Genomic DNA, 19,207 nt, shown 5'->3' with positions numbered 1-19,207 from the left:
AATGGAACGCTAAGGCCGGTTTTTGCCGTCTAGTGCTCCAAGAGTGTCGGTTTTAAGCTGTGTCCACCAAATCGCAGTCCCTGATTTTGGAGACATGGCATGAAAAACATCATTGGCCTCTACACCAGCCCACGGCCCCACTGGGTCGGCGACGGTTTCCCGGTGCGTACGCTGTTTTCCTACGACAACCTGGGCAAGCACATCAGCCCGTTCCTGCTACTGGACCACGCCGCCCCCACCGAATTCACGCCGACCAGCGAGCGCCGCGGCGTCGGCCAGCACCCCCATCGTGGGTTCGAAACCGTGACCATCGTCTACCAGGGCGAACTGGAACACCGTGACTCCACCGGCAGCGGCGGCAAGATCGGTCCCGGCGATGTGCAATGGATGACCGCCGCTTCCGGCATCATCCACGAAGAGTTCCACTCTGAAGCGTTTGCCCGCCAGGGCGGGTTCATGGAGATGGTCCAACTGTGGGTCAACCTGCCCGCCAAGGACAAGATGGCCCCGGCCGGCTACCAGACGATCCTCAAGGGCGACATTCCGAACATCGCCCTGAAGGACGACGCCGGCAGCCTGCGCCTGATCGCCGGGCGCTTCGAAGGGCACCAAGGCCCGGCACGGACCTTCACCCCCATCGACGTCTGGGACATCCGCTTGAATGCCGGGAAAAACCTCACCCTTGACCTGCACGAAGGCCACAACACCGCCTTGGTGGTGCTGCGGGGCTCGGTCCAGGTCAATGGCCGCGAGCGGGTCGAGGCCGGGCAGATGGCCCTGTTCGACCGGGCCGGCGATCAATTGAGCCTGCAAGCCAATAACGACGCGGTGCTGTTGCTGCTCAGCGGCGAGCCGATCGACGAGCCCATCGTTGGCCATGGTCCGTTCGTGATGAACAGCGAACAGGAAATCCACCAGGCCTTCAATGATTTCCACTCCGGGCGCTTTGGCCGGATGGACGATTGAACGCAAAAGCAACAGTCGCGCAGCACACTGTGGGAGCGAGCTTGCTCGCGATAGCGGTCTGATAGTCAATGCACCCTTGACTGACACACCGCAATCGCGAGCAAGCTCGCTCCCACATGGGGATCTGCGGGGGATCTCTACAGCGTGTTCAATCTGTGCCAATCTTCGCCAATCGCCCACCTGGAGCTGTCCCGATGCTGTTTCTGATCTCCGAGCACCCGCTGCTCTGTGCCCTGGCGCTGCTGGTGCTCGACCTACTGATGTGGCATCTGGTCAGTGCGGATCGGGTCTACTGGAAAGTCGGCGCAAGGCTGGTGATTTTCTCGTTGTTCAGCGTGCTGCTGTTCAACGAAGGCCTTAACCCCATGGTCCCGGCGCAGTGGGTCGACGATGTGCCGCGGCACCTGGCCGCTACCGGTTTGCAGATCACCTGGTGGCTGTTCGCCGCGCGAACCCTGACGGTGATGATCGTGGCAGCGATGATGCAACGGGTCGGCCACACCGGGCGGTTGTTGCAGGATTTGCTCGGCGCGGTGATTTTCCTGATCGCCGTCATCGCGGCACTGGCCTACGTGCTGGATTTGCCGGTCAAGGGCGTGCTGGCCACGTCCGGCGCGATGGCGATCATCGTCGGCCTGGCCTTGCAGAGCACCCTCAGCGACGTGTTCTCCGGGATCGTGCTCAACACCACCAAGCCCTATCAGCTCGATGATTGGATTTCCATCGACGGCACTGAAGGCCGGGTCACCGACATCGACTGGCGGGCCACGCGCTTGCAGACCGCCCAGGGCAGCATGGCGGTGATTCCCAATTCGTTGGCGGCCAAGGCCAAGGTCATCAACTTCAGTCGCCCCAGCGATGTCCATGGCCTGTCCATCAGCATCCAGGTCAGCCCTCACGCGCGGCCGCAAACCGTGATCGACGCGTTGGAACGAGCCATGATCGGCTGTCGTTCCCTGCTCGCCATCCCGGCCCCCAGCGTCGCCCTCAAGAGCAGCGACAGTGGCGGGGCGGAGTATGAAATCAGCGGGTTCGTCGCCTCCATGGCCCTGAAACGCACGGTGCGCAACCAGTTGTTCGACCTGGCGTTCCGGCATCTGCAAGCGTCGGGCGTGAGCCTGCTGTCCACCAGTGAAAGCGCCACGCCCCAGGCGGTCTCGCGGCCCCGGGCATTGCTGGAAAGCTCGAGCATTTTCTCCACCCTGCGCCAGGATGAGAAAGACACCTTCAGCCAGAACATGACCCTGCAAACCTTCCGCGCCGGCGATGTGATCCTGGCGGCGGGGGAGGTCAGCGATCATTTGTTCATCATCGAGTCAGGGGTGGTCAGCGTCACCCTCATGCGCAACGGCCAGCCACTCGAGGGCGGACGCATGGGGCCGGGGGAAGTGATCGGCGAAGCCGGGATCGTCGCCGAGCAGGCGGCCCTGGCGACTTTTTCCGCCAAAACGTTCTGCACCCTGTACCGCATCGAAAACAGTTACCTCAAGCCGTGCCTCGAGGCCCGTCGCGATATCAACGAGGCGATGAAAAACCTGCTGGACGTGCGCATGCACCTGGCCCAGAACCTGACCCGCGACCTGCCCAAGCCCGTCGTCAAGAAACGCTTCCTGCAGTGGCTGCGCAGCCGGGCCTGAAGCCTATCCCCTATGGCGAGGGAGCTTGCTCCCGCTGGGTGGCGCAGCCGCCCCAAAAGGCCTGACACCGTTTCCCTGGCGGACTGCGTCGGTTGGGTTACGACTGCTTCGCAGCCGAGCGGGAGCAAGCTCCCTCGCCACAAGCCTTCAGCCCTCCTTCCGGTAAACCCCGACGCGTTCCCATTGGCCACCCGAACTTCCCAATAATTGGCTATTTGTACCGCGCCACTGCACGGCTAACGTAGCGCCACACCCCATTGTTCTGGAGTTCACCATGCAACCGCGTATCGATTTCTACACCGCGTCCCCTGATGCTTTCAAAGCCATGCTGGCCCTCGAAAACGCCGCCTCGAACCTGGGCCTGGAGAAGTCCCTGCTGGAGCTGGTCAAATTACGTTCCTCGCAGATCAACGGCTGCGCCTTCTGCATCGACATGCACACCGCCGACGCCCGCAAGGGCGGCGAGACCGAACGTCGCCTGTACGCCGTGACCGCCTGGCGCGAAGCGCCGTTCTTCACCGGCCGCGAGCGTGCCGCACTGGCCTGGACCGAAGCCCTGACCCGTCTGAGCGACACCCACGCGCCGGACGCCGACTATGCCCTGCTGAGCGAGCATTTCAGCCCCAAGGAAATGGTCGACCTGACCGTGGCAATCAACGCCATCAATGGCTGGAACCGCTTGGCCGTGGGCTTTCGCAAGATGCCTGAGGCGTAAGCCGGCCGGCAATCAACCCAAGTAGGCTTTTGGCGTAAAGCCGGTCATTTGCTTGAAGAAGGCGATAAAGGCGCTGTCGCTGGCAAAACCCAATTCGAAGGCGCTGTAACTCAGGCTGCGGCCGGTGGCGAGCAGTTCAATGGCGCGCATCAGGCGCCATTGTTGCCGCCACTGTTGATAACCCATGCCGGTTTCCCTTTGAAAGATCCGGCCAATGGTCCGGCCACTGGCCCCGATTTGTGCTTCCAGTACGTTCAATGTCGGCGGCAAATGCTGCAGTGCCGCGAGCAGAGGTGCCAGGCGTTTGTCCTGAGGCAGCGGCAGCAGCATCGGCTGTTGCCGTGCCTCGCGGATTTCATTCAGGCACAACCCCAGCAGGTGCATGTTACGGCCTTGTGTCCAGTCGCTGTCGAACGCTGCGTCGGTGATCGGCTCAAGTACGGCGCGTAGCAATGGTGATACGTCAATGATGCACACGTGTGAAGGTAAGTCAGCGCACAGCGATGCTGTCAGGTAAATCGATCGATAGTCCACGCTCTGTTGCATCACGGCGCGATGGGAGGTCAACGGCGGAATCCAGGCCGCTCGCGATGGCGGCAGCAGGCACAGTTGCTGCGCCAGGGTAATACGTGTGCAGCCCTGCCGTGTGAACAACAGTTGTCCGCGCTGATGTCGATGCACGCCGGAATCATGGCGATCCAGCGTTGCCGCGAGGCCGATCACCGGCGCGTCGTGGCGGTCGGGGTCGAATAGGGCATGAGCGTCGAGCCAGGCCATAACTTGTCCGATTTCAAGGATTATTTGTCGAACTTCGGATAATACGACAGTCATGTCTTCATAGACTGGTCGCCCTTCTTGGAACGAGCTTGGCTTGCATGATTTCGCGACCTTTCCTTTGCCTGGCAATTGCCTTGGTGATGTTTCCGCAAATTGCCCAGACCCTCTACAGCCCAGCGTTGGCAGACATCAGCGCGAGTTTTGCCGTCAGCGCAGAAATGGCCGCGCAGTTGTCATCCACGTTTTTCTTGGGGTTCGCCCTGGGGGTAGCGGTGTGGGGACGGCTGTGTGACCGCATCGGTCGTCGACCCGCCATGTTGAGCGGGTTGGCCTTGTATGCTGTAGCGACGACGCTGGGGTTGAATGTCGACACCTTCGATGCGCTGCTGACCGTTCAGGCCCTGGCTGCGTTTGGGGCGGCAGTCGGTTCGGTGGTGACCCAGACGGTCCTGCGTGATCGTTACCAAGGCGCACAGTTGGGCCAGGTTTTTTCAGTGATCGGTATTGCCCTCGCCGCCAGCCCGGCGATGGGGTTGTTCAGCGGCGCCAGCCTGGTACGACTCTTTGGTTACCAGGGCGTACTCGGCGGCCTCTTGATGTTGTCATTGATTTTACTGGTGTGGTGCGCACGGGCCTTGCCCGAAACCCTGCCGGCCCGTCTCCCTGCACAAGCCTTATCGAAGACGCTATGGCGCATGCTCAAGGATCCATTCATCTGGCGTTCGTCATTTCTGGTCGCCGCCTTCAACGTCGCGCTGTTCAGTTACTACAACCTCGCGCCGTTCCAGTTCGAACGACTTGGACTGAGCCCTGAGTGGTTTGGCTACAGCGGCGTGATCTTGGCGCTGGGCTCGGGCTTGGGGGCTTGGCTAAACAAGCGCTTGCTGGCACAGGGATTCGATGGCAACCGATTATCGACGATGGCGGCAGTGGCGCTGCTGATCGGGGGGATGAGCGTTCAGGCCTTGCTGGACAGGGGTGGTTTTGTTGCGGCGATGCTATTGGTGGTGCTGGCGTTTGGCATGGCGATACCCAACGTGCTGGGCGCCGCGCTGGTTCGCTATGGCGACTGCATGGGCACCGCCGGTGCGTTGCTTGGCTTGTTCTATTACCTGTTGATCGGCGGCGCGTTGATGCTCGCCGCCTGGTTTCAGGCGCTGGGTTGGACCTTGATCCTGTGTGGCGTTCTGGCGGTGTGCTTGACGTGCGCCAGACCTGGTCCAGCCAGAGGCCAGTCCATTTGACCTGTGGGAGCGAGCTTGCTCGCGATAGCGGACTGACTTTCAACAATGAGGTTGACTGATGCACCGCCATCGCGAGCACGCTCCCTCAGGCGTCCGTCTTCGGATTGACCCTTTTCAGAAGGTTGCCCCCTTTCGATCTGCTCTCGCGAGTCAAACTGTGTCGCAAGAAAGGGAGCGCTTGGGGAGATCAGTGCGCCATTGGGTCATGGACTGAGGATGACCGCTAGCCTTTTAAAGGGAGTTGGCGCTGCACTAGCTCGCGTTTCCGAACCACTCGACCAGCATGTCCGTCAGTACCCGTATCTTTCGCGCGGGGTGCTGGCTTTGGGGGCGAACAATGTAAATGCCAGCCGGCATGGGGGGATACCTGAGCATTACGGACACCAGCGCGCCAGATTTGATGTGCTTGTCGATGACGCTATCAGAAAGATACCCAAGACCCAGGCCAGCAACGGCTGCCGCGGCGAGCGCGACAGGATTGTCAGCCTTGAAGCGCCCCTGGGGATTGACCATGATGAGCTTTTCGCCGTCCATGAACCGCCAGGTTTCCGCACCCTGCATAAGAGATTCATGTTCAAGAAGCTCGTGGGGAGCCTCCGGCGCTCCATGTGTTTTCACATAGTCCGGGCTCGCTACGAGTTTGCCGTAAATGCTGCCCACACGCTTTGCGATGAAATTGGAGCTCTGTAAATGGCCGACCCGAATAGCGCAATCGTAGCCTTCGCCAATCAGATCGACGATTCGATCGCTGTAGCTCGTATGAATGTGCAGGAGAGGGTGGCGTCGCCCCATTTCTGCAAGCACGGGAGCAATATGTGTCGGGCCAAACGAGATCGGTGCTGCGATCCGGAAGCGGCCTCGAAGGTCTCCAGCTGGAACAATGGCGTCCCTGGCCGCGTCAAACTCAGCGACGATCCGTGCGGCATACTCTCGCAAGGCGGCTCCCGCTTCAGTGACAGCTGCACCACGAGTCGTTCTGGCCAATAGCTGCACGCCCAGTTGGGTTTCCAGCCTTAGAAGCCTGCGGCTTATTATCGATTTCGCGACACCCATACGCCGGGCCGCGGACGAAACGCCGCCCGCGTCAGCGACCTCGACGAAGGTTCTAAGATCCTCAATATCCAATGCTTCCTGCCTCTGCAAACGGCCACAAGTGCGCTTCAGCCCCTGACCGACAGTCCGTGGCAGGCGACTGCCGCGGGCAGTCGCCTGAGTGCGTTGCTTAAGCGATCGCACCGCCATCCACAGTCAGGATGGCGCCCGTGATCAGGCTCGCGGCAGGACTCGCCAGATAGACCACCGCACTTGCAACCTCGTGAGGCTTGCCAAAACGCCCCAGGGACGACAGGCTCCGTTGAAAATCGGCCGCAGGACCGTCTGCTGGATTTGCGTCGGTGTCGACCGACCCCGGCTGGACAAGATTCACGGTGATGCCGTTGGGGCCGAGTTCGCGCGACAGACCTCGGGTGAAGGAGAGCAGCGCCGACTTGGACATTGCATAGGCTGTTACACCCGCAAAGGGCACCCGCTCTGCCAATCCCGAGCCAATTGAGATGATTCGTCCGCCATCGGACAGATGCGGGATGACCGCCTTTGCGAACAGCACGGGGCCTCGCACGTTTATATCCATCAGCGCCTGATAGTCGTCCACATTAATGTCGACGATCATTCCGCTTAAGCCGATAGCCGCGCTATTGACGAGAATATCGAGGCCGCCTAGCGCCGAGGCGGCCTGCGCGACAGAGCGCTCAATGGCTTCTGGGTTGGCACTGTCGGCTTGAATTGCGATAGCGCGACGCCCTTTTTCACCGATGGATTTGGCCACTGCCTCAGCTTTTTCCGTCGAGTGCTGGTAGGTGAATGCGACATCGGCGCCACTCTCTGCCAGTGCTACTGCGATAGCGGCGCCGATCCCGCGAGCTCCTCCCGTCACCAGCGCACGTTTCCCATCCAAATCCATCATTACTCACCTATCGGGTATGCAGTTATTTGGCCGCGCGCCTTCACCAAGGATGGGGCGATCGCGCCGATACGGGGGCGGATATTAGGGTTCCAGTTCCTTTGTTTGTAGCCTCATGGAGTGCTTTACTGTGTCGCACAAATCGGAACATCTAATTGGGTGCTGGCCTTATTCACGAGTGTGAAATTGAAGTCTTTCGACAACTATTCGAGTGCACTGATTGGGTCGTATTACCCCACCAGCTCTGTTGCGCCCATAAGTAAGCCCAGCATCAATGCTGGGCTTTTAGGTTCACTTGGGGCAGTTTGAAAACCCAGTCTTGGTGAGCTCATGGCTGAGTGGGAGATGAAGGCAAAACGGCTGTTACTAAGCAATAAACAAGGCGGACGCAGAGGAAGTAACAAAATATTCAGTCATCCTGACTACCCAGGTTAGAGGCAGGAAACTTGTAAGTTAATTACTGTTCCCGCTACCTCATGGAGTGCCGGATATTTTTATGGAAGTGGTGATTCGCTATCGATCACGCTGTACTTCCCAGCTATGTATACGTAGTCGATGGTTTTACAGTCGGCCAACCTTGCTGATGAGCAAAACCCCAGTACGCCAACTGGAGGCACGCTTGCGCGTCAAGCGGCTCAGTCGCGCTACGCGCCGGGCCAAAGTGACTGCGGATGGCATCATTTACTACGAGCAGGCGCAGGTTTTATTCGCAGCGCTGGACGAGGCTGAAACATTGCTACCCAGCGTCCGCAGCGCACCCCGGGGATGAAGGTCGGGGTGCGTTCAGCAACTGGGCGAGCTTAATCGCGGCGTTTTTTGCCTGTGCGCGAGTGAGGGCGGCGAAGCCCAGAACCAGCGCGGGTTTGAGCTGGATCTGATGACAGGATTGGCGAAGCGGTTGCAACTGCAGCCCGGCCTGTTTCGCTGCTTTGATGAGCAGGTCTTCGTCCTGTTCCGCTGTTAGCCACAGGATCAAATGAAACCCCGCGTGTTCACCGCTGATGCGGTAGCGCCCCGGCGCATGGGTGCGCAAGGTATCCAGCACGATGTCACGCAGGGTCTGGTATTCCTGACGGGCACGGCGCAGATGGCGAAGAAAAGCGGGGCTGCGCATAAATGCCGCCAGGCCCAGTTGCTCAGAGACGCCGACGCTGCGTCCCACCGTGTGCCACAGGGTGAGAATCTGATTGTGTAAGGGCGGCGGCGCCAGCAGATAGCCGAGGCGTAGGTTGGAAAATAGTGCCTGGTTAAAACTGCCGCAGTACACCACCCGCTGCATCGAGTCGATGGACTTGAGAGCTGGCAGCGGTGCGCTGTGGTAGTTGAACTCGCTGTCGTAGTCGTCCTCGATGATCCAGGCATCGTGGCGCTGCGCCCAGTCAAGGAGTTCCAGGCGGCGGGTGGCCGACATGATCACCCCAAGCGGCGACTGATGCGCCGGCGTGACATAGGCCAAACGGCAGTTAACCATGTTGGGTAAGGCGCGTAGATCTATGCCTTGCTCATCAATGGGCGCATACCGCAACGACGCGCCGGCCTGAGCAAAGGTACGGTGTACGGCCGGGTAGCCAGGATCTTCCACGCACACCTGATCGCCAGCTTTCAGGACGCAGCGCGCAACCAGATCAACGCCATGGCGGATGCCATTGGTGATCAGCACGTGCTCGGCCTGGCAATCAATTCCGCGGTGGTTACGCAGATACCGGGCGACCTGTTCACGTAACACCCACGCGCCTTCGGTTTCGGTGCTGCACATTTGTTCCGGCGTAATTGCCGCCATGGCGCGTTGCAAATGGGCTGCCCATTCAGTGAGGGCAATCAGCAGCGGATTGGCCAGACGGGCCACAAACGGCACGCCGACCTGGGCACGATTTTCTGCTGTCGGCCGTGTCGAGTTGGACTCGCGCCTGGTGGATGTTTTCGGCGCGGGCATAGGTGGGCGCGTGCCACTTACCGCCTTCAGGTAGCTGTCGGGAATCATCGCGCTCACCCGGCTGCCTGAGCCCACCTGACGAAGGATATAACCCTCCAACTGCAACCGTTCGAAAACGCTTTCAAGGGTGCCGCGAGCAATTCCCCAACGCTGCGCGAGCACGCGGGTGGAAGGCAGTCGATCGTCGGCGTGCAGCAGGCCCTGCAAAATTGCTTCACGTATGGCCAGGTATGCCCGCTCCTGTTTGGTCGCAGCGCTACCCTCGGCCGGCAGCGGCAATTCAATCGCCGAAGTGGTTTTACCTTTGCTCATAATGGTCCATACAAATATCGTTTAAATGGCTCTGTCGGATGAACCACTTGATGCCTAGTGTAGCGGCATCTTCGCAACGGGTTCGTCCGAGGGTCGCCCATGTCGCTTATCGACTATTTGTTGTTTGCGCTGATTGCTGTCGCTCAGGTGGGGTCACCGGGGCCGTCGACAATCTTTCTGATTAACAACGCCTTGGTTTACGGCCCAGGCCGGGCCATTTGGATGCTCACCGGCGACCTGCTGGCGATCGCGGTGCTTGCCAGTTGTTCGCTGCTGGGTATGGATGCGCTACTGATGGCCAACCCCGGCGTGTTTTTGGCGATCAAACTGGCTGGTGCCGGGTATCTGGTGTGGCTCGGTATTCAGCAACTGCGCCTGGCGGGCCGCAGCGGGGTAAACCCAATTGCCGGCGTGCCGACTAAACGCTGGTCGACGCTGTGGGGAAAATCTTTTGTGGTGGGCATCAGCAACCCCAAGGCAATCCTGTTTTTTTCGTCCTTGCTGCCGCAGTTTGTCGGTAATCCTGAGCACGCCAATCTCGGTGCGCTGCTGGGCCTGATTGCGCTCTTCGTGCTGATCAAATTCATGGTCTCGGCGACCTACGCGTTAACCGCGAAAAAAATGGCTGACAGGTTGGCCAAACCGGGCGCGGCCACCTGGGGCAAACGAATCACCGGCGGCGTATTGGCGATGTTCGGCCTGCTGATGGCGAGCGCCGCCTTTGAGTGAGCTCCCCGCATACTCGCTTACGTGTGACGTGGCTGTCGCTCTCTGACGACTCGGGAATGTTTGCCGCCTGGTCGCAATATTCAAGCAGCGGTTCGCTGAGCACCCTTGTTTTGCGCGCAGGGGCGGGGTGGGAGTGGCTGCGTTTCAACTGGCGGCGCAAGCGGGCGCTACGGTGATCGCCGTCGCCAGCGGCGCGCAACGGCGCGTCGTCATGAAGCCGTGAAGCCCAACGCCCGGGAAATGGCAGCAACGACCGTGGCGTTCCTCATTCCGCGACACAGTTAGTCGCCGGGCGCTACTACCCGAAGGTTTGAGGGCCCTGCACAGTGCACTAGGCATCGTCGCTCATAAGGCACGCTGCGCGAAAACTGATCCCGCTAATAATCGCGCTAACCAACGGCAACAAGAGGATGGATTAATGGCTTTTCGTAACGGACTTGCTTCGCTTCTTCGTCCTGAAGACTCTGTACTGGTGCTGATCGACCACCAGCCTTTCCAACTCACCAATCTGAATAGCCACGATCCGCACGCAGCGGTCAACTGTGCGACAGCATTGGCGAAGGCCGCGAAGGCGTTTAACGTCCCCACCATTCTGACCAGTGTGATCGCCGAGCGCGGCGGTTGGATTTTTCCGCAAATCACCGACGTTTTTCCCGGCCAAGAGGTGATTGACCGAACCCTGATCAACACCTGGGAAGACAAGAAGGTAGTGGACGCGGTCAAGGCGACAGCTCGCAAGCAATTGGTCCTCGCTGGCCTGTGGACTGAAGTCTGCGTCGCCATGCCAGCGATTCAAGCACTGGGGGAAGGCTGGGACGTGACCGTGGTCACCGACGCGTGCGGTGGCGTTTCGGTCGAGGCCCATCAAGTCGCCATCCAACGCATGGTCGGCGCCGGGGCAAATGTCATGACTTGGTTGGCAGTCATGGCTGAATGGCAGCGCGACTGGGCACGCCTCGATACCGCAGGCGCTGTAACCGACGTGCTTCTCCAACACGCAGCCGGTAGCGGCATTGCGTATCTGTGGGAGCAGCAATTGCTCAACACGCCGGTACCCGCTGAAGGTTGATCCGCATGGGGATGAGGGGCCAGTTAAGTGCCGCTTTGCCAGGGAGGCGCCCCCATCCCCGCTTTCATGCCCCATCGGTATGCCTAACGGCTTTGTGCCTGCGCAACCGACGTCCTCTCGCCATTGACCCTAATAAAGGACCCCTGGCGAGTTCATTCGGCTGATCAAGCATTAACGTCGCAGATGGCCGAGCGCGGATGGGGCCGGATCATCAACATCACGTCGGACTGTGACGATCATCCCGCAGGCTTTGTGATCAGCTCTCAAAGTTGGCGCCTGATAAATGCGTTGATGGTCCCGTGAAGCCCGTGCGCCGTGGTGGCTTTGCTTCGTGAGGCCCGGCCGGCTCTACGTAGCCAATGGACTAAAATCCCGTGATATCGCGATTGATCGTTTCGGTGCTTTCATTCGGCGTCATAGCTTAATCAAGACCGCTTAAAACATTAATCGAGGTCTCTCTCAATGGCTGTCAGATACAACCCTGAGCTCCACTATTCCGGCTTTCAGGACCTGAGCGATCAGGTCCGCTTTCAAAGCACGGAAGGCAAGATCTGGTTCGGTGAGCAGCGCATGTTGTTGATGCAGGTGTCGGCGATGGCTAATTTTCGCCGTGAACTCATCAATAGCCTCGGCGTCGACCGCGCCAAGGGGTTCTTCCTGCGTCTTGGCTACCAGTCTGGACTCAAGGATGCGGAAATGGCCCGCAAGCTAAGGCCAAACAGTCCGGAATTGGAGATGTTCCTGGTTGGACCGCAACTGCATTCCCTCAAAGGCATGGTCAATGCGAAACCCATCCAGTTAGAGGTGGATCAGGAGACCGGCCATTTTTACTGCGAGCTCGAATGGATTGACTCCTTTGAGGTCGAGAACTGCCTGACTGAGGTCGGCCTGATGGCGGCGCCAGTTTGTTGGTCCTTGCTGGGCTACGCCTGTGCGTACAGCTCTTCATTCATGAAACGCGAAATCATCATCCAGGAAACGACCTGTCGCGGATGCGGCGATGAGCGCTGCATCATTATTGGTAAACCCGCTGAGGAATGGGAGAACGCCGCAGCGTTCAGACAGTACTTTCAAGCCGACCCAATCATCGAGGAGCTGTATGAACTGCAATCACAGATCAGCTCTCTGCGCAGAAGCCTGGAGAAGCAGGAAACTCAGTTCTATGGAGTAGGACGCTCCCCTGCATACTTGAAGGTATGCAAGACAATCGACAAGGCAGCCAAGGGCAAGATTTCGGTCCTGCTGCTCGGAGAAACTGGCGTCGGCAAGGAGGTCATCGCACGGAGCGTGCATCGTCGCAGCGATCGCGCCGAGCAAGCGTTTGTCGCGGTGAACTGTGGGGCCATTCCGCAGGACCTGATTGAAGCCGAATTGTTTGGCGTCGAGAAAGGCGCTTTTACCGGCGCCAATCAGACCCGCCCAGGGCGCTTCGAACGCGCCAACGGAGGGACCATCTTTCTGGACGAGGTGGTAGAGCTGACGCCCAGAGCGCAGGCGACGTTACTTCGGGTATTGCAAGAGGGTGAACTCGAACGGGTAGGCGATTCACGGACCCGCAAGATCAATGTGCGCGTAATCGCTGCTACCAATGAAAGCCTCGCTGACGCTGTCAAAGCGGGCCGATTTCGCGCTGATCTTTATTATCGCTTGAATGTGTTTCCGGTGCAGGTTCCCCCACTGCGCGAGCGGCTTGAGGATCTGCCGTTGCTGGCCGAGCACTTTATAAGCAAGTTTCACCTGCAATATCACAAGCGTACGCTGGGTTTATCAGACAAAGCTCTTGAACTGTGTCGCCATTACGCCTGGCCTGGAAATATTCGCGAATTGGAGAATGTGATTGAACGCGGCGTCATCCTGACCGACAGCAACGAAACCATAGGGCAAGAGGCACTCTTCGCGGTCTTCCCAAAAACAGGCAATTCGCACGGTGATCGTCTCAACGCGGATGGTGCATTGGTCCAGGCCACCGATGCGGACTCCCACCCCGATTGGGTCACGCAGATCTTTGAAAGAAACATCAGCCTAGACGCTGTGGAAGAACGGCTGATGCGACGCGCTATGGAGCTTGCGCGGCAAAACGTCTCGCAAGCCGCTCGCATGCTCGGCCTGACCCGACCGGCACTGGCTTACCGTCTGAAGAAAAGCGGCTTATTCGACGACACTGGCGCCGCCTGACTTCACGTGGCCGCCCAGGCGGGTCGCTGTCGGCCATGCTTTAGCTGCATTGATCAAATCAGCAAGGCATCGCCAATACTTACCAAATGATCAAACAAGCCCCTCCGATAAACGCCGGGTCCGACACCCGGTTGTGTCGGTTTGAAATCCATATCCGATTGATAAGCATGAGTTTTATATGGCTTTCGGGAAAGTGGCATAGCCGTTGCTCTTGTACTCCTTGTCGCTTTCGACGCGTTGGAACCCCGCAGCATGGGTTGGATCAGTGCGAATCGAAAAATGGTACTCAGGAACGGAGCGCTCATGATTACTCGAAGAATCAAATCGATCACTGCAGCAATGGTGCTCGTCTCATGCTTATTAACAGTTACTCCTGTGTCGGCACAGTCAGCTACGCGAGCGGATTGCAGGCCGTTCAAGTAAGGCCTTGTCAGCCGTCCGAAACAGACACTCCACGCCACTGGGTAAGTCCTGCATTCATAAAATCACGGGGCTTTTCGGCAACCCCTGAACTCGCCCGGAAAGTGGCCCTTACGCCTACCGGGACGGGTAGTGTTCTGCTTGCGCAGCCACGCACAACGCCGCTTTCGCACAGGTCTACCGACTAAGGAAATCCGCCATGTCCAACAAGTTCCTAGAGATACTGACCCCGCAAAACAGCCAGGTCATTTTCATCGACCAGCAGCCACAAATGGCCTTTGGTGTGCAGTCGATAGATCGTCAGGTGTTGAAAAATAACGTCGTGGGGTTGGCCAAGGCTGCGAAAGCGTTTGGCATACCTACGACCATCACGACTGTGGAAACCGAAGGTTTCTCTGGCAATACATACCCTGAGTTGCTGGCGGTGTATCCGGAGAACAAAATCCTCGAGCGCAGTTCGATGAACTCTTGGGATGACCAAAACGTTCGTGACGCCTTGGCAAAGTCCGCAACGGCTGGCCGCAAGAAGATCGTCGTATCTGGCCTGTGGACCGAGGTCTGCAACACTACCTTCGCACTGTCCTGCCTGCGCGACACGGACTATGAAATCTACATGGTTGCCGACGCCTCGGGTGGCACCTCGGTTGACGCGCACAACTACGCCATGGATCGCATGATTCAGGCCGGTATCGTACCGGTGACCTGGCAACAGGTGCTGCTCGAATGGCAGCGGGATTGGGCGCGCAAAGAGACCTATGACGCCGTGATGGCGATCGTGCAGGAGCACTCCGGCGCCTACGGCATGGGTGTGGATTATGCCTACACCATGGTGCATAAGGCTCCTGAGCGCGTGCAACACGGCGAGCACATTGGTCCGAACCCGGCCAAGTAAGCCCGTTATGCAAGAGCTATCGCGCACCGTTGACGCGATAGCTCCACCCCATCGCCGTTATTGTCCAAAACACGAGGTGGAGCATGAAAATGTATGCATTGTCCGTGGCCGCCGGCCTGCTCGTTGGTGTCGTCTATAGCCTGCTGAGCGTGCGCTCTCCCGCACCGCCGCTGGTGGCTTTGGTCGGGCTGCTTGGAATCCTGGTCGGTGAACAGATCATCCCGATAGGCAAGCACTTGCTGTGTGGAACCGCGTTCAGCGCCGCCTGTGACAAAACCCACGCCGTGAGTCATGTATTAGGTCAATTGCCTGGTCGGGCTGCGGAGCAGCAGGTGCAAGAGTCCAAGCAGACGTGAGCAACCGGTTCTGGCGTCCGGCTATTCCCTGAAGGCCCAGGAAACGGGCTTTGTATCTGTGAGGACCACAACCTATGACATCGCGCCGAAAATTTCTCGAGGCCGCTTCCACCCTGGCGTTAGGTAGCGTCTTTGGACACAACGCTTTTTCCGAAACTCTAAGAAAGGAAGGGCTCAATATGACCGATTCCATTCCGGATATCATTTTCCACAATGGCGAGATCACTACACTGGATCGCACCAACCCAGTCGCCAACGCCGTTGCAATCAAAGATGGCAAGTTTCTGGCCGTAGGGTCAGACCAGGAAGTCATGGCGCTGGCTGGCTCAGCCACAAAAGTTGTCGACCTCAAGCGCCGTCGTGTACTGCCTGGCTTAGTCGACAACCATGCCCACATGATCCGCGGCGGTCTTAACTACAATCTGGAATTGCGCTGGGACGGTGTGCGTTCGTTGGCTGACGCCATGGACATGCTCAAGCGCCAAGTGGCTAACACGCCAGCACCGCAATGGGTTCGCGTGGTCGGTGGTTTCACCGAACACCAGTTCGTTGAAAAGCGCTTGCCAACCATCGGCGAGATCAATGCGATCGCGCCCGATACGCCTGTATTCCTGCTGCATCTCTATGACCGGGCCTTACTCAATGGTGCGGCCTTGCGTGCGGTCGGCTATACCCGAGATACCCCCGAGCCACCAGGCGGGCAAATTTACCGCGATGCCAGTGGTGCTCCTACGGGCCTGCTGTTGGCCAAGCCCAACGCGACGATCCTTTACGCCACGTTGGCCAAGGGGCCGAAGTTGCCCCTCGACTATCAGATCAACTCCACCCGCCATTTCATGCGTGAGCTCAATCGCTTGGGTGTGACAGGGGTTATTGATGCGGGCGGCGGTTTCCAAAACTATCCCGACGATTACGCAGTGATCCAGAAGTTGGACAGCAATGGCCAAATGACGGTCAGGTTGGCCTACAACCTGTTCACTCAGAAACCTGAGGAAGAGAAGAAGGATTTCCTCGAGTGGACCTCCAGCGTCAAGTACAAGCAGGGCAACGACTACTTCCGTCACAACGGCGCGGGTGAAATGTTGGTGTTTTCCGCTGCCGACTTCGAGGATTTCCGCCAGCCGCGACCGGACCTGCCGCCCGAGATGGAGGGTGAACTGGAGGAAGTCGTGCGCATCCTCGCGCAGAACCAATGGCCATGGCGGTTGCATGCCACCTACGACGAAACCATCACCCGTGCGCTGGATGTGTTCGAGAAGGTCAACGAGGACATCCCCCTCGCTGGCATCAATTGGTTCTTTGATCATGCCGAAACTATCTCGGACAAATCGATCGACCGTATCGCTGCACTTGGCGGTGGCATCGCCGTTCAACATCGCATGGCTTATCAGGGGGAATACTTCGTCGAGCGCTACGGCGCCCGCGCGGCTGAAGCAACCCCGCCCGTGGCGCGCATGCTGGAAAAAGGCGTGAAAGTGTCTGCGGGTACCGATGCCACCCGCGTCGCCTCTTACAACCCCTGGGTTTCGCTGTCTTGGATGGTCACCGGTAAAACTGTGGGCGGTCTGAATCTGTATCCCCAACGAAACCTGCTTGATCGCGAAGCAGCGTTGCGCATGTGGACAGAGAATGTCGCCTGGTTTTCTAACGAAGAGGGCAAACGCGGTCGCATCCAAACCGGTCACTTTGCTGACCTGATTGTGCCGAGCAAAGACTACTTCACCGTGCCTGAAGACGAGATTTCTTTTCTCACCGCCGATATGACCGTGGTGGGGGGGCGCGTGGTCTACGGTGCCGGCCAATTCGCCCCGCTTGACGACAACCCGCTACCGCCCGCGATGCCCGACTGGTCGCCGGCGCGTACCTTCAAAGGTTATGGCGCTTGGGGAGACCCAGAGGGTGCAGGCAAAAACTCGCTGGCTCCGCTGCGCGCCCAAGTCGCGGCTTCGTGCGGCTGCGCAAGCTCTTGCAGCCTGCACGGTCACGATCATGCCGGTGCATGGGGATCTGATGCGCCAGTATCGGACCCACGAAGTTTCTTTGGTGCCCTGGGCTGCTCCTGTTGGGCCGTGTAAGAAGAGTGATTGACCTTCGACCTTGTGATGGACTTGTTTCGCACTGCGGGTTGCATCGCTGCAAAAGGGCGAGCACCCGCTGATTCACGCCATCGTGATTTTAAAGGTCACGACTTATTGATTGGTCCGAGCTTTATTTCCTGGCTCGTCGGGTTTGCTCGACGACGTTTTCCACCACTACGGCAATCTGATGCACGCTGCGGTTCACCTCTTCGGAGACTGAAGTCTGCTCTTGGGCGGCGCAGGCAATCTGCGTGTTCATCATGTTGATGGTAGAGATCAGCGAAAACCTACAGCCAACAGGCGCCGTAATAGGTTTGCTTCATATGAATAGTAACCATTACTATTCACGCCCCGTTTCCACCGCGTGCCGTGATGACCCCCAAGCAGCCCCGCAGACCCGGCTTTTTCGAGCATTACGAAGAGTTGATCGGCACCTGGACCCGTCGCCTGCGCAATCGCCAGCAGGCCGAGGACCTGGCCCATGACACCTTCGTGCGGGTGCTTGAGTCGGATTCGAGCGGGGTCGAGCAGCCACGGGCCTATTTACATCAGACGGCGCGCAACATTGCAGTGGATGGCTATCGGCGCGAAGATCGACGGGGGGCCATGGAAGAGGCTGTTATCGACCCTGGTCAGTCGTTTTCGGGCGACCCGGAGCACTTCATGCACGCGATCCAACTGGCGGACTCCATCGAGCGGGCGCTTGCCGAGCTGCCGGCCAACTGCCGCACGGTGTTCGTCTGGCAGAAGATCGAAGGCTTGACCCAGGCGGAAATCGCCGAGCGCCTGGGCCTGTCAAAAAACATGGTGGAAAAGTATATGATCCGCACCCTGCGGCATCTGCGCGATCGCCTGGACGGACCAGGCCAATGATCCGTCGTCTTCTTCCACCTGAGCCACAGGACCTTCCATGATGGATAGCCGTGAATGCCCGTGCGGGCAGGACAGGGTTCGCGACGCGGCGGCGCAATGGTTCGTGCGTTTGCAAGCGCCGGCCATGAGTGTCGAGGAGCGCCAGCGTTTCGAAGCCTGGCTGGACGAACATGCCAACCACCGTGACGAAATTCAATTGCTCCAGGGTATCTGGAGCGCCACGGACCTGCTGCCCAAGGAACGCCTGCGAGCGCTGTGCGAACCTCCCGCCGAACGTCCCAAGCGTCGGCCGCTGCTGCGCTATGCCGTCGCCGCCGGCCTGTTCGCGGTGGCGCTGGGGTTGGGGCTGTTCAGCGGTTTGAGTTCTTCCACCGACTACAGCGGCGAATACGCCACCGCCCTTGGCGAGCGTCGGCATATCGCCTTGCCGGACGGTTCGATGATCGACCTCAACAGCCGTAGCCGGGTGCGTATTCAATTCGCACACCGTCAGCGCCGGGTGGAACTGGTCGAGGGCGAGGCCCTGTTCAACGTCGAACACGATGCTGCCCGGCCATTGACCGTCGATGCGGGCAACGGCCAGGTGACGGTGACCGGAACGCGCTTCGATGTGCGCCGCGATGCCGACAAGACCCGGGTGGCGGTGGCAGAGGGCAGCGTCAAGGTCCAGGGCCAAGTCCAGGGCCAAGTCCAGGGCCGCGCCGCGTCCCCGGCTCAGTTGGTCAGCCTGACAGCGGGCCTCGGTACCCAGATCGATGCCCAGGGCAACGTCGCCACGCCTTACGCGGTCAACACCGAGGCGCTCACTGCCTGGCGTAATGGCAAACTGGTGTTCAACGACGCGCCGCTCAAGGAAGTGGCTGAAGAAGTCTCTCGTTATCGCAGCCAGCCCCTGCGGGTCGGCAGCGCGGCGGTGGGCAACCTGCGCCTGACCAGCGTGTTCCGCGCCGACGACCCCGAGGCGCTGCTCAAGGCGCTGCCGAACATCCTGCCGGTGACCGTGCGCAACCTGGATGACGGCAGCCAGGAAATAATCGCACGATAGATTCAGGTTTTTTCCGAGTTCTTCGT

16 protein-coding genes and 2 pseudogenes are annotated in these 19,207 nt (G+C 59.2%); 13 read left to right on the top strand and 5 right to left on the bottom strand.

The window, feature by feature from the left end; all coding sequences use genetic code 11:
• The first annotated feature begins 99 nt into the window (after positions 1-99).
• The 3 genes from BM321_RS14400 to BM321_RS14390 all read left to right on the top strand — a co-directional run bounded on the left by BM321_RS14400 (position 100) and on the right by BM321_RS14390 (position 3,318).
• On the top strand, positions 100-966 hold the full coding sequence (locus BM321_RS14400; RefSeq protein WP_092442920.1) for a pirin family protein: 867 nt from the start codon (positions 100-102) through the stop codon (positions 964-966).
• A gap of 194 nt (positions 967-1,160) precedes the next feature.
• Positions 1,161-2,603 carry a mechanosensitive ion channel family protein gene (locus tag BM321_RS14395; protein WP_092442919.1) on the top strand — a complete coding sequence of 481 codons (1,443 nt, stop codon included), beginning with the start codon at positions 1,161-1,163 and terminating at the stop codon, positions 2,601-2,603.
• Positions 2,604-2,877: 274 nt separating this feature from the next.
• Positions 2,878-3,318 carry a carboxymuconolactone decarboxylase family protein gene (locus tag BM321_RS14390; RefSeq protein WP_060741412.1) on the top strand — a complete coding sequence of 147 codons (441 nt, stop codon included), beginning with the start codon at positions 2,878-2,880 and terminating at the stop codon, positions 3,316-3,318.
• Between the two features lie 12 nt (positions 3,319-3,330).
• Here the strand turns inward: BM321_RS14390 and BM321_RS14385 are convergent, their stop codons facing one another.
• Complete coding sequence (locus BM321_RS14385; RefSeq protein ID WP_092442918.1) at positions 3,331-4,095, bottom strand: AraC family transcriptional regulator; 765 nt, start codon at positions 4,093-4,095, stop codon at positions 3,331-3,333.
• A 98-nt stretch (positions 4,096-4,193) separates the two neighbouring features.
• Between BM321_RS14385 and BM321_RS14380 the strand changes: the two genes are divergently transcribed.
• Positions 4,194-5,339 (top strand): MFS transporter, encoded by a 1,146-nt coding sequence (locus BM321_RS14380; protein ID WP_092442917.1) that lies wholly within the window; start codon positions 4,194-4,196, stop codon positions 5,337-5,339.
• A gap of 252 nt (positions 5,340-5,591) precedes the next feature.
• Here BM321_RS14380 and BM321_RS14375 read toward each other — a convergent pair whose 3' ends face one another.
• Together BM321_RS14375 and BM321_RS14370 are read right to left on the bottom strand one after the other, a co-directional pair.
• On the bottom strand, positions 5,592-6,464 hold the full coding sequence (locus BM321_RS14375; protein ID WP_092442916.1) for a LysR family transcriptional regulator: 873 nt from the start codon (positions 6,462-6,464) through the stop codon (positions 5,592-5,594).
• 97 nt (positions 6,465-6,561) lie between these two features.
• Entirely contained in the window at positions 6,562-7,302 is a 741-nt protein-coding gene (locus BM321_RS14370; RefSeq protein ID WP_092442915.1) for an SDR family NAD(P)-dependent oxidoreductase, read from the bottom strand.
• A gap of 571 nt (positions 7,303-7,873) precedes the next feature.
• Between BM321_RS14370 and BM321_RS30905 the strand changes: the two are divergent.
• Positions 7,874-8,065: pseudogene (locus tag BM321_RS30905) on the top strand (LysR family transcriptional regulator); the annotation flags it as partial.
• Here the strand turns inward: BM321_RS30905 and BM321_RS14365 are convergent.
• Positions 8,036-9,544, bottom strand: a complete 1,509-nt coding sequence (locus BM321_RS14365) for a MocR-like pyridoxine biosynthesis transcription factor PdxR (protein ID WP_092442914.1) — start codon at positions 9,542-9,544, stop codon at positions 8,036-8,038. The pseudogene BM321_RS30905 and the gene BM321_RS14365 sit on opposite strands and share 30 nt — an antisense overlap.
• Before the next feature lie 99 nt (positions 9,545-9,643).
• On the opposite strand from BM321_RS14365, the gene BM321_RS14360 reads away from it, so the two are divergent.
• From BM321_RS14360 to BM321_RS14335, 6 genes are all read left to right on the top strand, one after another.
• Entirely contained in the window at positions 9,644-10,273 is a 630-nt protein-coding gene (locus BM321_RS14360; RefSeq protein ID WP_092442913.1) for a LysE family translocator, read from the top strand.
• 418 nt (positions 10,274-10,691) lie between these two features.
• Entirely contained in the window at positions 10,692-11,342 is a 651-nt protein-coding gene (locus tag BM321_RS14355) for an isochorismatase family protein (protein ID WP_092331450.1), read from the top strand.
• Positions 11,343-11,804: 462 nt separating this feature from the next.
• The gene (locus BM321_RS14350) at positions 11,805-13,517 is read left to right on the top strand and encodes a sigma-54-dependent Fis family transcriptional regulator (protein WP_092442912.1); all 1,713 of its coding nucleotides are present in this window, start codon (positions 11,805-11,807) and stop codon (positions 13,515-13,517) included.
• Between the two features lie 619 nt (positions 13,518-14,136).
• Entirely contained in the window at positions 14,137-14,829 is a 693-nt protein-coding gene (locus BM321_RS14345) for a hydrolase (RefSeq protein WP_092442911.1), read from the top strand.
• 83 nt (positions 14,830-14,912) lie between these two features.
• On the top strand, positions 14,913-15,185 hold the full coding sequence (locus tag BM321_RS14340; RefSeq protein ID WP_092331442.1) for a XapX domain-containing protein: 273 nt from the start codon (positions 14,913-14,915) through the stop codon (positions 15,183-15,185).
• A 74-nt stretch (positions 15,186-15,259) separates the two neighbouring features.
• Positions 15,260-17,260: an amidohydrolase gene (locus tag BM321_RS14335; RefSeq protein WP_092442910.1), complete on the top strand. Its 2,001-nt coding sequence runs from the start codon at positions 15,260-15,262 to the stop codon at positions 17,258-17,260.
• A gap of 148 nt (positions 17,261-17,408) precedes the next feature.
• On the opposite strand, the pseudogene BM321_RS31305 reads toward BM321_RS14335, so the two are convergent.
• A pseudogene (locus tag BM321_RS31305) lies at positions 17,409-17,543 on the bottom strand (hypothetical protein); the annotation flags it as partial.
• A gap of 92 nt (positions 17,544-17,635) precedes the next feature.
• Between BM321_RS31305 and BM321_RS14330 the strand changes: the two are divergent.
• Together BM321_RS14330 and BM321_RS14325 are read left to right on the top strand one after the other, a co-directional pair.
• Positions 17,636-18,136, top strand: a complete 501-nt coding sequence (locus BM321_RS14330) for a sigma-70 family RNA polymerase sigma factor (RefSeq protein WP_092331437.1) — start codon at positions 17,636-17,638, stop codon at positions 18,134-18,136.
• A 37-nt stretch (positions 18,137-18,173) separates the two neighbouring features.
• Positions 18,174-19,181, top strand: coding sequence for a FecR family protein (locus tag BM321_RS14325; protein WP_092442909.1), 1,008 nt, complete (start codon positions 18,174-18,176; stop codon positions 19,179-19,181).
• Positions 19,182-19,207 lie beyond the last annotated feature (26 nt).

The sequence above is a fragment of the Pseudomonas sp. NFIX10 genome (genome assembly GCF_900111955.1).
GTDB classification, from domain to species: domain Bacteria; phylum Pseudomonadota; class Gammaproteobacteria; order Pseudomonadales; family Pseudomonadaceae; genus Aquipseudomonas; species Aquipseudomonas fluorescens_AA.
This window is presented reverse-complemented; position numbering and strand designations above follow the sequence as displayed.

What these genes read in the sequence shown, in the direction of transcription:
- BM321_RS14380 (WP_092442917.1), top strand. Translation starts at nt 4,194, where the DNA reads ATGATTTCGCGACCTTTCCTTTGCCTGGCAATTGCCTTGGTGATGTTT.
- BM321_RS14345 (WP_092442911.1), top strand. Translation starts at nt 14,137, where the DNA reads ATGTCCAACAAGTTCCTAGAGATACTGACCCCGCAAAACAGCCAGGTC.
- BM321_RS14355 (WP_092331450.1), top strand. Translation starts at nt 10,692, where the DNA reads ATGGCTTTTCGTAACGGACTTGCTTCGCTTCTTCGTCCTGAAGACTCT.
- BM321_RS14350 (WP_092442912.1), top strand. Translation starts at nt 11,805, where the DNA reads ATGGCTGTCAGATACAACCCTGAGCTCCACTATTCCGGCTTTCAGGAC.
- BM321_RS14395 (WP_092442919.1), top strand. Translation starts at nt 1,161, where the DNA reads ATGCTGTTTCTGATCTCCGAGCACCCGCTGCTCTGTGCCCTGGCGCTG.
- BM321_RS14360 (WP_092442913.1), top strand. Translation starts at nt 9,644, where the DNA reads ATGTCGCTTATCGACTATTTGTTGTTTGCGCTGATTGCTGTCGCTCAG.
- BM321_RS14325 (WP_092442909.1), top strand. Translation starts at nt 18,174, where the DNA reads ATGATGGATAGCCGTGAATGCCCGTGCGGGCAGGACAGGGTTCGCGAC.
- BM321_RS14335 (WP_092442910.1), top strand. Translation starts at nt 15,260, where the DNA reads ATGACATCGCGCCGAAAATTTCTCGAGGCCGCTTCCACCCTGGCGTTA.
- BM321_RS14385 (WP_092442918.1), bottom strand. Translation starts at nt 4,095, where the DNA reads ATGGCCTGGCTCGACGCTCATGCCCTATTCGACCCCGACCGCCACGAC.
- BM321_RS14390 (WP_060741412.1), top strand. Translation starts at nt 2,878, where the DNA reads ATGCAACCGCGTATCGATTTCTACACCGCGTCCCCTGATGCTTTCAAA.
- BM321_RS14340 (WP_092331442.1), top strand. Translation starts at nt 14,913, where the DNA reads ATGAAAATGTATGCATTGTCCGTGGCCGCCGGCCTGCTCGTTGGTGTC.
- BM321_RS14365 (WP_092442914.1), bottom strand. Translation starts at nt 9,544, where the DNA reads ATGAGCAAAGGTAAAACCACTTCGGCGATTGAATTGCCGCTGCCGGCC.
- BM321_RS14400 (WP_092442920.1), top strand. Translation starts at nt 100, where the DNA reads ATGAAAAACATCATTGGCCTCTACACCAGCCCACGGCCCCACTGGGTC.
- BM321_RS14370 (WP_092442915.1), bottom strand. Translation starts at nt 7,302, where the DNA reads ATGATGGATTTGGATGGGAAACGTGCGCTGGTGACGGGAGGAGCTCGC.
- BM321_RS14330 (WP_092331437.1), top strand. Translation starts at nt 17,636, where the DNA reads ATGACCCCCAAGCAGCCCCGCAGACCCGGCTTTTTCGAGCATTACGAA.